Source organism: Isoptericola sp. NPDC019693, from assembly GCF_044389085.1.
GTDB lineage: Bacteria > Actinomycetota > Actinomycetes > Actinomycetales > Cellulomonadaceae > Isoptericola.
Genome location: NZ_JBIRXP010000008.1, coordinates 143,960 through 158,745, shown reverse-complemented (window position 1 = coordinate 158,745; position 14,786 = coordinate 143,960). Strand labels below are relative to the sequence as shown.

12 protein-coding genes are annotated in these 14,786 nt (G+C 74.8%); 2 read left to right on the top strand and 10 right to left on the bottom strand.

Translation table 11 applies throughout. The features are described 5' to 3' along the window. Nucleotides 1–247: 247 nt before the first annotated feature. A complete protein-coding gene (locus tag ACH436_RS20050) occupies nt 248–1,735 on the top strand; it encodes a flavin-containing monooxygenase (protein ID WP_430561962.1) in 1,488 nt (495 codons plus the stop codon). Nucleotides 1,736–1,744: 9 nt separating this feature from the next. Here the strand turns inward: ACH436_RS20050 and ACH436_RS20045 are convergent, their stop codons facing one another. Genes ACH436_RS20045 through ACH436_RS20025 form a run of 5 tightly spaced genes read right to left on the bottom strand, consistent with a single transcriptional unit; the run spans nt 1,745 to nt 5,891 of the window. Next, entirely contained in the window at nt 1,745–2,977 is a 1,233-nt protein-coding gene (locus ACH436_RS20045) for a hypothetical protein (protein ID WP_430561961.1), read from the bottom strand. Continuing rightward, nucleotides 2,974–3,600 (bottom strand): GTP-binding protein, encoded by a 627-nt coding sequence (locus ACH436_RS20040; RefSeq protein ID WP_430561960.1) that lies wholly within the window; start codon nt 3,598–3,600, stop codon nt 2,974–2,976. The genes ACH436_RS20045 and ACH436_RS20040 overlap by 4 nt, the downstream gene beginning before the upstream one ends. Then, nucleotides 3,581–3,931: a DUF742 domain-containing protein gene (locus ACH436_RS20035; RefSeq protein ID WP_430561959.1), complete on the bottom strand. Its 351-nt coding sequence runs from the start codon at nt 3,929–3,931 to the stop codon at nt 3,581–3,583. Before ACH436_RS20035 ends, ACH436_RS20040 begins: the two co-directional genes overlap by 20 nt. Beyond that, entirely contained in the window at nt 3,928–4,410 is a 483-nt protein-coding gene (locus ACH436_RS20030) for a roadblock/LC7 domain-containing protein (RefSeq protein ID WP_430561958.1), read from the bottom strand. Before ACH436_RS20030 ends, ACH436_RS20035 begins: the two co-directional genes overlap by 4 nt. Then, complete coding sequence (locus ACH436_RS20025; RefSeq protein WP_430561957.1) at nt 4,407–5,891, bottom strand: ATP-binding protein; 1,485 nt, start codon at nt 5,889–5,891, stop codon at nt 4,407–4,409. The genes ACH436_RS20030 and ACH436_RS20025 overlap by 4 nt, the downstream gene beginning before the upstream one ends. Nucleotides 5,892–6,080: 189 nt before the next feature. Between ACH436_RS20025 and ACH436_RS20020 the strand changes: the two genes are divergently transcribed. Continuing rightward, a complete protein-coding gene (locus ACH436_RS20020; RefSeq protein WP_430561956.1) occupies nt 6,081–8,324 on the top strand; it encodes a prolyl oligopeptidase family protein in 2,244 nt (747 codons plus the stop codon). 40 nt (nt 8,325–8,364) lie between these two features. Here ACH436_RS20020 and ACH436_RS20015 read toward each other — a convergent pair whose 3' ends face one another. The 5 genes from ACH436_RS20015 to ACH436_RS19995 all read right to left on the bottom strand — a co-directional run bounded on the left by ACH436_RS20015 (nt 8,365) and on the right by ACH436_RS19995 (nt 14,716). Then, the gene (locus tag ACH436_RS20015) at nt 8,365–9,468 is read right to left on the bottom strand and encodes a Gfo/Idh/MocA family protein (protein ID WP_430561955.1); all 1,104 of its coding nucleotides are present in this window, start codon (nt 9,466–9,468) and stop codon (nt 8,365–8,367) included. Then, a complete protein-coding gene (locus ACH436_RS20010) occupies nt 9,465–10,280 on the bottom strand; it encodes a ThuA domain-containing protein (RefSeq protein WP_430561954.1) in 816 nt (271 codons plus the stop codon). Before ACH436_RS20010 ends, ACH436_RS20015 begins: the two co-directional genes overlap by 4 nt. 64 nt (nt 10,281–10,344) lie before the next feature. Continuing rightward, complete coding sequence (locus tag ACH436_RS20005; RefSeq protein ID WP_430561953.1) at nt 10,345–11,346, bottom strand: LacI family DNA-binding transcriptional regulator; 1,002 nt, start codon at nt 11,344–11,346, stop codon at nt 10,345–10,347. 149 nt (nt 11,347–11,495) lie between these two features. Beyond that, a complete protein-coding gene (locus ACH436_RS20000) occupies nt 11,496–13,973 on the bottom strand; it encodes a glycoside hydrolase family 65 protein (protein WP_430561952.1) in 2,478 nt (825 codons plus the stop codon). Further along, complete coding sequence (locus ACH436_RS19995) at nt 13,970–14,716, bottom strand: HAD family hydrolase (protein ID WP_430561951.1); 747 nt, start codon at nt 14,714–14,716, stop codon at nt 13,970–13,972. Before ACH436_RS19995 ends, ACH436_RS20000 begins: the two co-directional genes overlap by 4 nt. Between the last annotated feature and the right edge of the window lie 70 nt (nt 14,717–14,786).

Genomic DNA, 14,786 nt, shown 5'->3' with positions numbered 1-14,786 from the left:
CCCTGGCCTGCGCGGCGTTCAGCCGCGTCCCGGCGTCGGAAGCCGGCATCTGTCGAGCGACCTCCTTGTGAAAGTCTTCACCAACTGTGGTCTGACCACAAGTCCTCGGGCAGCAGGATCGGTCACACCGACGCCCGGGGCGACAGTGCCGACGCCGGGCGCACCCCTCGAGAGCCCTACCGCGACGATGTCCAGCCCGCTACAATTTTGGCGTTTTGACCTATATCGACCAACCTCAGGGACGCCCATGAAGATCGCCGTCGTCGGTGCCGGCTTCGCCGGCCTGGCCAGTGCCAAGGTCCTCCGTGAGTTCGGGCACGACGTCACCGTGCTCGACAAGGCCCCCGACGTCGGTGGCGTGTGGAGCGCGAGCCGTCGCTACTCGGGTCTCACGACGCAGAACAACAAGGGCTCGTACGCGTTCTCCGACCTGCCCATGCCGAAGGACTACCCCGAGTGGCCCAGCGGCCAGCAGGTCCAGGCCTACCTCGAGCGCTACGTGGACCTCCACGACCTGCGCGGCACGCTCCGGCTGTCCACCGAGGTCGTGCGCGCCGAGCTCACCCCTGCGGAGGACGGGTGGTTCGTCACCGCGCGGCACGCGGGCGAGCCGGTCGGCGAGCCCGAGCGCTTCGACCACGTCGTGGTGGCGAACGGCATCTTCTCCGACCCCGTGATCCCCCGTTTCGAGGGCCTCGCCCAGCTGCTGCGCGCCGGCGGCAAGGTCATCGCCTCCAGCCAGCTCACGTCCCTCGAGGACGCGCGCGGCAAGCACGTCGTGGTCGTCGGGTACGGCAAGTCGGCGTGCGACGTCGCCGCCGAGGTCGCCCCCGTCGCGGCCGGCACGCGGGTCGTCGCGCGGCACCTGCTGTGGAAGCTGCCGAAGCGGCTCGGCAACGCGCTCAACTACAAGTACCTCCTGCTGACCCGGATGGGCGAGGGGCTGTTCCGCTACGAGACCCTGTCCGGCGGCATGGAGAAGTTCCTGCACGGGCCCGGCGACGGCGTGCGGCGGTCGATGCTGTCCAGCGTCGGCGCGGTGTCCACGAAGCAGCTGCGCCTGCGGGAGCTCGGGCTGGTGCCGCGCGGCGAGTTCGCCGACATCGCCCGCTCCACGGTCTCGCTCGCCACCGACGGCTTCTACGAGCAGGTGTCCGAGGGGAAGATCCACGTGCACCGCGAGGCCGAGGTCGAGCGCCTCGGCGTCGACGACGACGGCGCCCCGGTCGCGGTGCTCGACGACGGCACCACCGTGCGCGCCGACCTCGTGGTGTGCGGCACGGGCTTCCACCAGCGCGTGCCGTTCCTGGACGACGACCTGCAGGCGCGCCTGCTCGACGACCGCGGCAACTTCCAGCTCTACCGGCAGGTGCTGCCGCACGACGTGCCGCACCTGACGTTCGCGGGGTACAACTCGTCGCTGTTCAGCCCGCTGTCGGCCGAGGTCGCCGCCCTGTGGACGGCCGCCCACCTGGCCGGCGCCGTGGACGTGCCGTCCATCGAGGACCGCCGCGCGCACGTGGCGAGCCGGGTCGACTGGATGGAGAAGCGCACCGAGGGCAAGCACGCCCGCGGCACCAACGTCATCCCGTTCTCGCTGCACCAGATCGACGAGATGCTGGCGGACCTCGACCTGCAGCTGCCCGCGGCCACCCGCGCCGGGCAGTGGCTGGCGCCGGTGGACCCGAAGGCCTACCGGCACCTGCCCGGCCGGCTGCGCGCGCGGCTCGGCTGACGCGGGCGGTCACCGGAAGCGGACCGGGAGCTCCCGCGGATAGCGCACCCACGCGGAGCGCACGGGCCGGACGTCGGACGGCGCGACGGTGAGCTCCAGGTCCGCCACCCGGGCGAGGAGGTGCCCCACGACGGTCCGCGTGATCAGCGGCGCCGTGCGGTGCGCGGGACACGCGTGCGCGCCCGTCCCCCACGTGAGGTGGAAGCGCGCGTCGGCCTGCTCCCACGCGTCGGCGGCGCCACGGACGGCGCGGTCCGCGTTGGCCGCCGCCACGGCCGGCACGACGGCGTCGCCCGCCGCGATCGCCTGGCCGCCCAGCTCGCCGTCGGCCAGGGCGTAGCGCGGCCGCAGGTGCGGCAGCGGGGGCGCGTCGCGGGCCACCTCGTCGAGCGCGTCGTCGAGCGAGAGCCGCCCGCCGTGCAGGCGGGCGGTGAGGTCCGGGTCGGCGAGCAGCCGCTGCGCCGCCGTGGCGATCCACGCGATCTCGGCGTCGTGCGCGGTCGCGAACACGAGCGCGACAGCACCCATCACCTCGAGGTCGTTCTCGTGCGCGGGGTGCGCGAGCAGCGCGGAGGTCAGGTCGTCGCTCGGCTCGGCGCGCCGTCCCGCGACGAAGCCCGCGAGGAGGTCCTCCGCCTCGACGGACGCCGGGTACGCGTCCTCGGTGCCGGAGCGCTGGGCAACGGTCAGCTCGTGCATCCGGCGCGCGTCCGCGAGCGTCATGCCGAGCAGGTCGGCCAGCACCCGCACGGGGACGTCCACGGCGTACTCCGCCACCAGGTCGGCCGTGCCGCGGGCGGCGAGCCGACCCAGCACGGACGCGCACGCGACGTCCGCCGTGCGGCGCACGCGCTTGTCCTCCACCGCGTCGAGCGCGTCGGCCAGGGGCGTGCGCAGGCGTCGGTGCTCCGCGCCGTCCCGGTCGTGGGCGGCGTCGCGCGACGCGAGCACCGCGCGGGTCGCCGAACGACGGCCGAGCAGCCCCTGCGCCTCGTAGCGCCAGTGCCGCACGTCACGGGAGAACGACGCCTCGTTGCGCAGCACGGCCGTCACCTCCCCGTGCCCGAGCGCGAGCCACGCGGGCACGCCGGGCTCGAGGTCGACGGGCGCGAGCGATCCCCACCGCGAGCGCAGGGCCTCGTAGCGCGCGGCCGGGTCGGGGTCACCCGTCAGGTCGGCGAGCAGCGGCCGGTCGGCCACGTCCTCGAGACGCACGACCCGCACCGCGCCGGTCAGGCTCATGCCGCCTCGCCCGCCCGGGCGAGGCGCACCGCGTGCGCGACGAGCGCCTGGAGCGCCTCCACGGCCTGGCGACGCTCGCGCAGGTCGCCGGCGACGACGGGGGTGCCCGGCGGCAGGTCGAGCGCGGCGCGCACGGCGTCGGTGGCGTGCCGGGGCGCGTCCGGGAACTCGTTGACCACGACCGTGACCGGCAGCGCGGTGTGCTCCTCGAGCTGGTCCAGCACCTCGAAGCTGTCCTCCAGGCGGCGAGTGTCCACGACGACCAGCGCGCCGACCGCGCCGTCCGCCAGGCCCGCCCACAGGTCCCAGAACCGCTTCTGCCCCGGCGTCCCGAAGAGGTAGAGCGCCGTGGTGCCGCCCACCGTCACGCGACCGAAGTCCATCGCGACCGTCGTCGTGGACTTCTCCCCCAGGCGGGGGTCCACGCCGGCGCTGGCGGCCGTGATCGTCTCCTCGGTGCTCAGCACGGGGATCTCGCTCACCGCGCCGATGAGCGTCGTCTTGCCGACGCCGTACGCGCCGACGACGAGCACCTTGACCGACCGTTCGACCGTCGGCGCCAGGTGCAGCGCCGCGGGGTCGACCTGCCCCGGGTCGGTCCGTTCAGAACCGGCGGAGACCATCGAGGACCTCCTCCAGCAGGTCGACGGCGGGCAGGTCCGGCAGCACGGACGAGCGGACCGCGAGGTAGCCGGCGTCGAGCAGGTCGGAGGCCAGCACCGCGACCAGGCTGGTCGGCAGCCGCAGGTACGCGGCCAGCTCGGCCAGCGCGAGCGTGCCGCGGCAGGTCTCGAGCAGGGCCCGCTCGTGCCGTCCCGCCCCGACCGGGAGCTCCCGGCCGTCGTCCACCGCGCACAGCAGCGTCTCGGGGCGCAGCGTGTTGCGGCTCGGGTGCGCGCGCCCGCCCGTGAGGACGTAGGAGCGCACCGGATGGTCGCGGTACCCGCTCGTCATCGCGTCTCCTCGGCGGCCGCCGGGGACGCGGGCACGGTGGCCCGTCCGGCCCGTCCGGGGGCGGGGCGCAGCGCGTCCGTGCCGAGCGTCCGCTCGCCGATCATCAGCACCTGGGCCTGCATCTGCTGCGCCACGAGCCCCGGGTCGACGGCCGCGTCCGTCACGACCGCCAGGCGCGAGCCGTCACCGGCCCCCCGCACGAAGAGGAACCCGCCGTCGAACTCCACGAGCACCTGGCGCAGCGCGTCCCCGGCGCCGAACTCCCGGCCCATGCTCATGCCGAGCGCGACGAGGCCGGCGCACGCGGCCGCGACCTTGTCGGCGGTGTCCGGGGGCGTCAGGTCCGTGCGCACCTTGACCAGCCCGTCCGAGCTGAGCACGACGACGTGCCGCACGCCGCGCACCCCGGCGACGAGGTCGAGCATCCAGCTGTCCGGGTGCGCGGGCGCGGGCGTCGCGTCGGTGGTCGGCGTCGTCATGAGTCCTCCGAGGTCACGTCCGGCACGGCGGACGGCTGCTGGCTGGGATGGTCGGTGGTCGGTGCCGGACCGGCGGGCCCCTCCTCGGGCCCGTCGGCGGGCCCGTCGACAAATGCTGTGTCGGTCACGGGGGCGGTCACGTGGGTGGTCGCGGTGGTGGTGGTGAGACGGTCCGCGGAGAAGAACGCCCCGATCCAGGCGCCGGCCTCCTCCGCGGTCTGCGCCGGGACGACGGCGGCCGGGGCGGCGGACGGCGCCGCGGGCACCGTCCGCTGGGCCCCCGTGGCCAGGTCGCCGCCGCGGCGCGAGCGTCGCTGCGGGAGAGAGGGGGCGCCCTGGGGCCCCGGGGCCGTGGCGGGGGCCTCGGGAGCCGGCGCGGGGGCTGGCGCCGGACGATCGTCCGGGGCGATCCGCTCCGGCCAGGCCTCGTCGATGCTCGGGGCGAGCGTGTCCGGTGCCGCGGCCGCCGCGGTGACGAGCTCCGCGGGCACCATGACGACGGCGCGCAGGCCGCCGTACACGGACTCCGCGAGGTCCACGCGCAGGCCGAGGGCACGGGCGTACCCCCCGACGACCGCGAGGCCGGTCTGCGGCACCTCGCCGAGGTCGGCGATGCCGACGGCACGTGCGCCCGACGCGACGGCGCGCACCCGCTCCAGCTCGCGGGCGGCCATGCCGACGCCGCAGTCGTCGATCTCGACGACGGCACCGCGCTGCACCTGCCGGACCGCGACGAGCACCTGGGTGCTGGGCGGCGAGCACTGCGTCGCGTTGGCGAGCAGCTCGGCGAGGACGTGGACGACCGGCTCGACCGCCCGGCCGACGACGGCCAGGCCGGGGTCGCCGGAGATCTCGACCCGCTGGAACGCGGTGATGCGGCCCGCCGCCGCGCGGACGACGTCGGGCAGGGCGAGCGGGTCGTCCCACGTCTGACCGGGCCGACGGCCGCAGAGCGCGACGAGGTTCTGCGCCTGGCGCGCGTGCTGTGCCGCGGCGTGGTCGATCCGCATGGACGTCTGCAGCACGTCCGGGTCCGCCGTGTGCCGCTGCACCATGCGCGCCGCCTCCTCCTGGATGCGGTGTGCCGACGCCTGCACCTTGCGCCCCAGGGCGACGACGGCGGTCTCGACGGCGGCGCGCTGGTCCTCCCGGGCCTCTCGGGTCCGCGCGAGCTCGGCCGTCGCGTCGTCGAGCGCCCCGGCGGCGGTGGCGAGCTCTGCGGCCAGCGCGTCGCGCTCCGTCCGCAGGGCGGCCCCGTCGCGGTCCCCGCGCGCGGCGGCGCGCGACAGCGCCACGACCGCGACGAGGACGAGCAGCGCCGCCACGCCCGCGAGCGCCGCGGTGCCCGCGGCCGTGAGCCTGTCGCCGAGCACCGGGACGGCCGCGACGGCGAGGACCGCCGCGGCCGCGCAGAGCTGGGCAGGAAGCCGGGCAGCGACGCGCGTCGTCGCGCGCGAGCCGGCAGAGGTCGTCGTGCTCACCGCACCCCCGTGGGTGGAAGGATCGGGTCTCGGCGGCGAGACCGGCCCGCTCGGAAAGCGGCGTTCTCCGCGAAACCCCTGGAACGTCCATAGCGGGATCAATGCCCTGACCAGGAGTTTCTACCACGGGCACCCCCGGGTGAAAGGCACCGACACCCCTCGGCGCGCCCGGCGGCTAGGGTGCCGAGCATGACCGCCGAGCACGTCGACACCGCCGCACCGTCAGCCCCCGCCGCCGCCCCGCCGACCCCGCTGGCCCCGGCCCGGCCGGACCCGTTCGGGTGGCTCGAGGAGGTCGAGGGCACCGAGGCGCTGGCCTGGGTGCGCGCGCGCAACGAGCACGCGCACACGACCGTCGGCGCCGCCCCGGGCTTCGCGGAGACCGAGGCGGCGGTCCGCGAGGTGCTCGACTCGGACGAGCGCATCCCCGACGTCTCCCGGATCGGCGACCACCTGTACAACTTCTGGCGCGACGCCGCGCACGAGCGCGGCCTGTGGCGGCGCACCACCCTCGAGTCGTACCGCTCCGACACCCCGGACTGGGAGACCGTGCTCGACCTCGACGCCCTCGCGGCGGCCGAGGGCGAGAGCTGGGTGTGGCACGGCGCGTCGCTGCTGCGCCCGACGCCCGAGCAGCTCGCGGCGGGCGAGCCCTGGCGCCGCGCCCTGGTCGACCTCTCCCCCGGCGGGTCGGACGCGGACGTCACGCGCGAGTTCGACCTCGTGGCCAAGCGCTTCGTGCCGGCGTCCGAGGGCGGGTTCGAGCGCGACACCGCCCGGGCGGACGGCGTCACCGGCGCCAAGGGCGGCCTCGCCTGGGCGGACGAGGACACGGTGTACGCGTTCACGGACTTCGGCCCGGGCACGACGACGCCGTCGGGGTACCCCCGCATCGCGAAGCTCTGGCGCCGCGGCACCCCGATCGAGGACGCCGTCGTCGTGTACGAGGGCACCGACGACGACATGTACATCTCCGCGCGGCGCTCGCGCACCCCGGGCTTCGAGCGCGACCTCGTGAGCCGTTCGATCGCGTTCTACCGGTCCGAGACGTACCTCGTCGAGGCGGTCGGGACGCCCGAGCAGCGGCTCGTGAAGATCGACGTGCCGGAGTCCGCGGAGGTCGGCTTCCACCGCGAGTGGCTGCTCGTCGAGCTGCGCGACGACTGGGCGCCCGCCGGCACGACGTACCGCGCGGGCTCCCTGCTCGCCGCGCCCGCGGACGCGTTCCTGGCCGGCTCGCGCGACCTCACCGTCCTGTTCGAGCCCACGCCGTCGACGTCGCTGGTCGGCGCCGCGTGGACGCGCCACCACCTGGTGGTCAACGTGCTCGACGACGTGAAGAACACCGTGCACGTGCTCACCCCGCCCGCCGGCGCGTCCCTCGACACGGAGGCCGGAGCGCCGTGGGCGCGTTCGGAGCTGCCGCTCGGCGGCGGGCTGCTCACCGTCGGCGTGCGCGCCGTCGACCCGCTGGACAGCGACGACGTCTGGGTCACGACCACGGGCTACCTCACGCCGTCCACGCTCGCGCTGTCGAGCCTCGCCGGCCCCGGCGCGGAGCCGGGCGAGCCGGAGCCGCTGAAGGCCGCGCCCGCGTACTTCGACGCGGACGGAATGGTCGTGGTGCAGCACTTCGCGACGTCGGACGACGGCACCCGCGTGCCGTACTTCGTCGTAGGCCGCCAGGACCTGGTGGAGCCGGCCGAGCCCGGCTCGGCAGCCCGGGTGCCGGGCACCGCCCCCACGCTGCTGTACGGGTACGGCGGCTTCGAGATCCCGCTGCTGCCGGGCTACTCCGGCACGGTCGGGCGGGCGTGGCTCGCCCGCGGGGGCGTGTACGCCGTCGCGAACATCCGCGGCGGCGGGGAGTACGGGCCGGCGTGGCACCAGGCCGCGCTGCGCGAGCGGCGCCACAAGGCCTACGAGGACTTCGCCGCCGTCGCGCGCGACCTCGTGGCCCGCGGCATCACGACGCCCGAGCACCTCGGCGCGCAGGGCGGCTCCAACGGCGGGCTGCTGGCCGGGAACATGCTCACGCAGTACCCCGAGCTGTTCGGCGCCGTCGTCGTGCAGGTGCCGCTCCTGGACATGAAGCGCTACTCGCACCTGCTCGCGGGCGCGTCGTGGGTGGCCGAGTACGGCGACCCGGACACCGAGGACTGGGAGTTCGTGCGGACCTTCTCGCCGTACCACCTGCTCGACGGCGGCCGCGCCTACCCGCCGGTGCTCTTCACGACGTCGACCAAGGACGACCGCGTGCACCCGGGGCACGCGCGCAAGATGGCCGCGCTGATGCTTGCCGCGGGCGGCCCGGGCGGCGACGTGACGTACTACGAGAACGTCGAGGGCGGCCACGGCGGGGCCGCCAACAACGCCCAGGCCGCGCACATGTCCGCCCTCGCGTGGACGTTCCTGCGCGACCGGCTCGCCTGACCGGCCGGGTCCCGGCGGACTCGCCCGCCGGGGCCCGGCGTCAGGCCGGCGCGAGGGCCGCGCGCACCGAGGACCACGACGCGAGCTGCGCGCGCACGTCCTCCCGCGTCTCCGTGGCGAGGGCCTCGGCGTAGGCGCGCTCGAGCACGTCGTCGACGAGGACCTTCGCGCCGGTGGCGGCCGACTCGACGGCCGCGGCCACCATGACGAGGCTGAGCACGTTCTCGTGCACCTCGCCCATGGGCGTCGGGCCGCCGTCGAGCGCCGCCAGGAAGGTCGCCAGCGAGCCGGCGATCCCGTCGCCGGGGTCCGCGCCCTCCGCGGTGTCGCTCGACCTGTCGAGCGACACGTCGTGCGGCCCCTCGACGACCGGCTCGTGGTCGCCGTCCCAGAGCGCGGTGCCGTCCCGCCCCGACAGCCGCCAGGCCCCGTTCCACGACGTCTCGCGGCCAGGGCTGCACCAGCTGCCCGTGTAGGCGTACCGGACCCCGCCCGTCATCTCGAAGACCGCGGTCGCCGCGGCGTCGCCGTCGTACCAGCTCCACGACGGGTTGAACTCCTCGCAGTACACCGAGACGGGCTCGGCGCCGAGCAGGAACCGGGCGGTGTCGAAGGGGTGGATCGCCATGTCGAGCAGCAGCGGGTGCGCCATCGCGTCGCGGAACCCGCCGAAACGGGGCGCCTTGAAGAACTCCGTGGTGAGCACCCCCAGGTCGCCCAGGGTGCGCGCCTGCTCCCGGAACGCGAAGAGCTGCCGGTTGTAGCGGCGCGACTGGCTCACGACGAAGAGCTCCCCGGTCACCTCGGCGGCCGCGGCGAGCGAGAGCGCCCGCGGCACCGACTCGGCCACGGGCTTCTCGCCGAGCACGGGCAGCCCCGCGAACAGCGCGGCCGTGGTGACGGGGTGGTGCGCGGCCGGGACGGTGACGTTCACGACGGCGCGCGCCCCGGTCTCCCGGGCGAGCGCGACGGCGTCCGTCCCGACCGGGACGCCCGCCAGCCCGGCGTCCGCCAGCGCCCCGCGGGCGGCGTCGAGGTCGAGGTCGACGACGCCGGCGAGCTCGGCCCCCGGCTCGGCCTGGATCGCCGCGAGCCACGCCCGGCCCATCCCGCCGGCGCCGACGAGGACGAGCGGGGTGCTCACAGCCCGGCCTCCGCCGCCGCGGCCCGTGCCTCGTCGCTCAGCGCGCCGCCGTAGCCCTGGCCGCGGTAGAAGTCCTCGGTCTCGTAGCGCAGCAGCGTGGGGGCCGTGCGCTCCGGGCGCAGGGTGACGGCCCACTCGACGGCGTTGGAGATGACCTTGCGGACCCCGTCGTGGAAGTACGTCGGGTACTCCTGGTCGCCGGGGCGGAAGTAGAAGATCTTGCCGAAGCCGCGCCGGTAGGTGATGCCCGAGCGGAAGACCTCGCCGCCGGAGAACGTGCTGAGGAAGACGGTCTCGTCCGGCGCGGGGACGTCGAAGAACTCCCCGTACATCTCGTCCTCCTCGATGATCATGGGGTGCGGGACGCCCTGGGCGATCGGGTGCGTCGGGTCGATGGTCCACACCAGCTCCCGGTCGTGCTCGGCGCGCCACCGCAGGGTGCAGGTGGTGCCCATGAGCTTCATGAAGATCTTCGACCAGTGGCCGGAGTGCAGGACGATCAGCCCCATCCCCTCCAGCACGTGGCGGTGCACCCGCTCGACCACCTCGTCGGAGACCTCGCCGTGCGCGGCGTGGCCCCACCAGGTGAGCACGTCGGTGTCGCGCAGCACCTCCTCGGTGAGCCCGTGCTCCGGGTCGTCGAGCGTGGCGGTGCGCACGCGCACGCCGGCCCCGAGGTTCTCCTCGATGCCCTGCGCGACGGCGCCGTGCATGCCGTCGGGGTAGCGCGCGGCGACCTCCGGCTCGAGCTGCTCGTGGCGGTTCTCGCCCCAGACGGTGACGCGGATCGGTGCGGTCGTCGGTGCAGACATGGTGTCTCCTTCGTTCGGACGGGTCTCGGGACGGACCTCGGGTCGGGTCGCGGTACGGACCGGGCTACCCGGTCGGTCGTGCGGCACGCGTCGACGCGCGCCGCACCAGGACCGCCGGCACGAGCTCCTGCTCGCGGCCGCGGGGCGCCTCGCCGTCGAGCAGCGCGAACACGCGCTGCATCGCGCGTCGGGAGACGTCGCGCGGCTGCGGCGACGTGGCGGTGAGGCCGTACGGCTCCGCCTCGGCGTCGAGGGCCAGACCCACGACGTCGACGTCCCGTCCGGGCAGCCGGCCGCGGTCGGCCAGCGCGCGCAGCGTCTCGGGGATCGCGGTGGCGAGCACGAGCCCGGGCACCTCGTCGGACGCGAGGGCGCCGTCGACCGCCCGCCGCACGTCCGGCCCGCCCGACAGCCGGTGCCAGCGCACCTCGACGCCGCGCTCCGCGGCCGTCGCGCGCGCCCCACGCTCGAACCGCGTGACGTAGTTGATGCCGTGGGCGGCGACGTCCGGGCTCCAGCCCAGCACGTCGACCGTCCGGTGCCCCAGGCCGGCCAGCTCGGCCACGAGCAGCCGGCCGGCCGCCTCGAAGTCGAAGTCGAGGCAGTCGAGGCCCGCGGCGTCGTCGGGGATCCCGATGAACACGACGGGGAGCGGCAGCTCCCGCGCCACGTCCGCGCGGTCGTCGTGGGTGCCGACCTCCATGACGACGAGGGCGTCGCACAGCGAGCGGCCCGCGACGCGGCGCAGCCCGGCCGGGCCCTCGTCGGCGGTCACGAGGAGGACGTCGTGGTCGCGACGCCGTGCGGCCAGCAGGATCTCCTCGACGAACATCATGAGCCGCTGCGCGCCGGACTCCGGGTTGACGGGCACGACGACCGCGATGGTGCTCGTGCGGTGCCCCGCCAGGGCGCGCGCCCCGGCGTGCGGCTCGTAGGTCAGCCGGTCGATGGCGTCCTGCACGCGCCGGCGGGTCTCCGGGGAGATCGGGCGCTTGCCGCTCATGACGTACGAGACCGTCGACTGCGACACCCCGGCCTCGCGCGCGACGTCGGCGCTCGTGGGCATCCTGGCCACTGTCGTCCCCCGTCCGCGCCGTCGGTCGGTCGTCGATGCGCATCGATGCGCATCGACGACGAATGTACCCGCCGTCCCCGGGCGCGACAAACGTCACCCCCGGGGGCTCCGACCGGACCGGAGCTCCCGGGGGCGTGGCGTCAGGAGTGGGGCACCGTCGCGGTGATGAGGGTGCCGTCCTCGCGGCGGTTGCCGGACAGGGCGCGCAGGCTGGGACGGCCGGGCCGCACCGGGCCCTGACCGTCGAGGGCCACGACGACGGGCTCGTCCGCGGTGACCGTGACCTGCTCGCCGCGCACCAGCACCTTCGCCCCGTCACCCGTCTCGGCCGCGAGCTCGAGCTCGTCCGGCCGCACCGTGACGCGCAGGCGCGAGCCGTTCCACTGCACGCGGAACGTCAGCGCCGACCACCCCTGCGGCAGGCGCGGGTCGAACGACAGCACGCCGTCGTGGTCACGCATGCCGCCGAAGCCGAACGCGAGCGCCGACCACGTGCCCCCGGCCGACGCGACGTGCACGCCGTCGGCCGCGTTGTCGTGCAGGTTGGCGAGGTCCACGAGCAACGAGGACACGAAGTACTCGAGCGCGAGCTCGTGGTAGCCGACCTCCGCCGCGACGATCGACTGGACGACGCCGGACAGCGTCGAGTCACCGGTGGTCAGCGGGTCGTAGTACTCGAAGTCGGCCAGCTTCTGCTCCGCCGAGAAGTGCTGCCCCTGCAGGAACAGCGCGAGCACCACGTCCGCCTGCTTGAGGACCTGGTACCGGTAGATCACCAGCGGGTGGTAGTGCAGCAGCAGCGGCCGCTTGGTGACCGGGGTGGCGGCCAGGTCCCAGATCTCCCGCTCCAGGAAGTGGGAGTCCTGCGGGTGGATCCCGATGCCCTCGGCGTACGGGATGGACATGTGGTCGGCGGCGCGGGTCCACTCGGTGGTCTCGTGCACGCCCAGCGACAGCCGGTCGGCGAGGCGGGCGTAGTCGTCCGGGAAGTCCTCGCGGATGCGCTCGACGACGAACGCCGCCGCGCGCAGGTTGAAGCGCGCCATGACGTTGGTGAACAGGTTGTCGTTCACCACGGTGGTGTACTCGTCGGGGCCGGTGACCCCGTGGATGTGGAAGTTGTCGTCGCCGTTGGCGCGCCAGAAGCCGAGGTCCTCCCACATGCGCGCCGTCTCGACGAGGACGTCCACACCCTCGCGCCGCAGGAAGTCGGTGTCCCCCGTGGCCCGGACGTACTGCACCAGCGCGAAGCTGATGTCGGCGTCGATGTGGTACTGCGCGGTGCCCGCCGCGTAGTACGCCGACGCCTCCTCGCCGTTGATGGTGCGCCACGGGAACAGGGCGCCCTTCTGCGACAGCTCCTTGGCCCGGCGCCGCGCGGCGTCGAGCATCTGGTAGCGGAACCGCAAGGCGTTGCGGGCGTACCGCGGGCTCGTGTACGTGAGGAACGGGAGCACGTAGATCTCCGTGTCCCAGAAGTAGTGCCCCGAGTACCCGCTGCCCGTCAGGCCCTTGGCGGGGACGCCGGAGCCCTCCGCCCGCGCGGTCGCCTGCGCGAGCTGGAAGAGGTTCCAGCGCACCGCCTGCTGGATCTCCGGGCGGCCGGCGATCTCGACGTCCGACCGGGCCCAGAAGTCGTCCAGCCACGTGCGCTGGTGGGTGAACTGCTCCTCGATGCCGCCGGAGCGCACGCGGTCCAGGGTGCGGCGGCAGCGGTCGACGAGCTCGCGCGTCGGGACGCCGCGGGACGTGTGGTACGTGACCACCTTGGTGAGGCGGATCGTGTGCCCGGCCTTCGCGTCGACCCGGAACACGTGCTTCGCGAGGTCGTCGTCGACCTGCGTGCGCACGTCCCACTCGTCCACGGTCTCCAGGCGGTGGTCGGCGGCGACCGCCATCGTCATGCCCGAGTTGGTGCAGCGGTACGACAGCACCAGGCGCTCGTCGTCGCCCCAGCGGGTCTGCGGCTGCAGCACCCGGCCGGCGAACGCCTCCGCCTTGCGCGGGTCGAACCCCTCCCCCAGGGACGCGGCGGGCACGTGGTACTCGTCCTGGCCGTCCTGCCGGTTGAGGATCTGCGACGAGATCGCCACGGGCCCGTCGGCGTCCAGCAGCGTGACCTCGAACGTCATGACGCCCAGGTGCCGCTCGACGAACGACACCATGCGCTGCGAGCTCACCTTGACCCGCTTGCCCGACGGCGTGCGCCACAGCACCTCGCGGCGCAGGACGCCGTCACGCAGGTCGAGCGACCGCTCGTAGTCGACGAGGTCCGCGACCGGGAGCAGCAGCGGCTCGTCGTCCACGTACAGCCGGATCACCTTCGTGTCCGGCGCGTTGACGATGGTCTGGCCCACCTTGGCGAAGCCGTACGCCTCCTCGGCGTGCCGGATGGGCCACGTCTCGTGGAATCCGTTGACGAAGGTGCCGTGCGAGTGGGACTCGCGCCCCTCCTCGACGTTGCCGCGCATCCCGAGGTAGCCGTTGCCCACCGCGAAGAGGGACTCGGTCACGCCGAGGTCCTCCGCGGAGAACTCGGCCTCGACGAGACGCCACGGCTCGGCGGGGAAGCGCAGACGGTCGATGGAACGCTGCTCGTCGGCGGTGCGGCGGATCATGCCCGGCCCCCCTGCCGGTCGGCGGGCTCGTCGAGGATCGACGCGTCCAGCTCGCCGAGATCGGCGACCACGCGGTCCGCGCCGTGCGCCGCGAGGGCCTGGGCCCCGACGCCGCGGTCGACGCCGAGCACCAGCCCGAACGGCCCGGCCGCGCCGGCCTGCACCCCGGACAGGGCGTCCTCGACGACGACGGCCTCGGAGGCCGGGACGCCGAGCAGGGCGGCGGCCCGGAGGTAGGTGTCGGGCGCGGGCTTGCCGGCCAGGTGCTCGCGGGCGGCGACGTTGCCGTCCACCACCACGGCGAAGCGGTGCGCCAGCCCGGCCGCGGCGAGCACGGCGGGCGTGTTGCGCGACGACGAGACGACGGCGACCTGCGCCCCCGCGGCGGTCACGGCGTCGAGGAAGCGCACGGAGCCGGGGTAGGGCGCGATGCCCTCCTCGTCGAACATGCGGTTGACGATCGCGTCCTTGCGGTTGCCGAGCGCGCACACGGTGTCCTCCCCGGGCGCGTCGTCGGCGGTGCCGCGCGGTAGCTCGACGCCGCGCGAGGCGAGGAACGTGGCCACGCCGTCGTACCGCGGCTTGCCGTCGATGTGCGCGAAGTAGTCCGCGGACGTGTACGGCGCGAGGCCGCGGGCCTCGCACCAGGGCGCGAACAGGCGCTCCCACGCCCGCATGTGCACCTCGGCGGTCGGGGTGAGCACGCCGTCGAGGTCGAACAGCACGGCTCGGAGGCTGGTCACGGGCGTCCTTCGCGGGTCGGGGTCGGGTCGCGGACGCCTTCCCCCTGCGGGCCGACGCCGAGGATCAGCC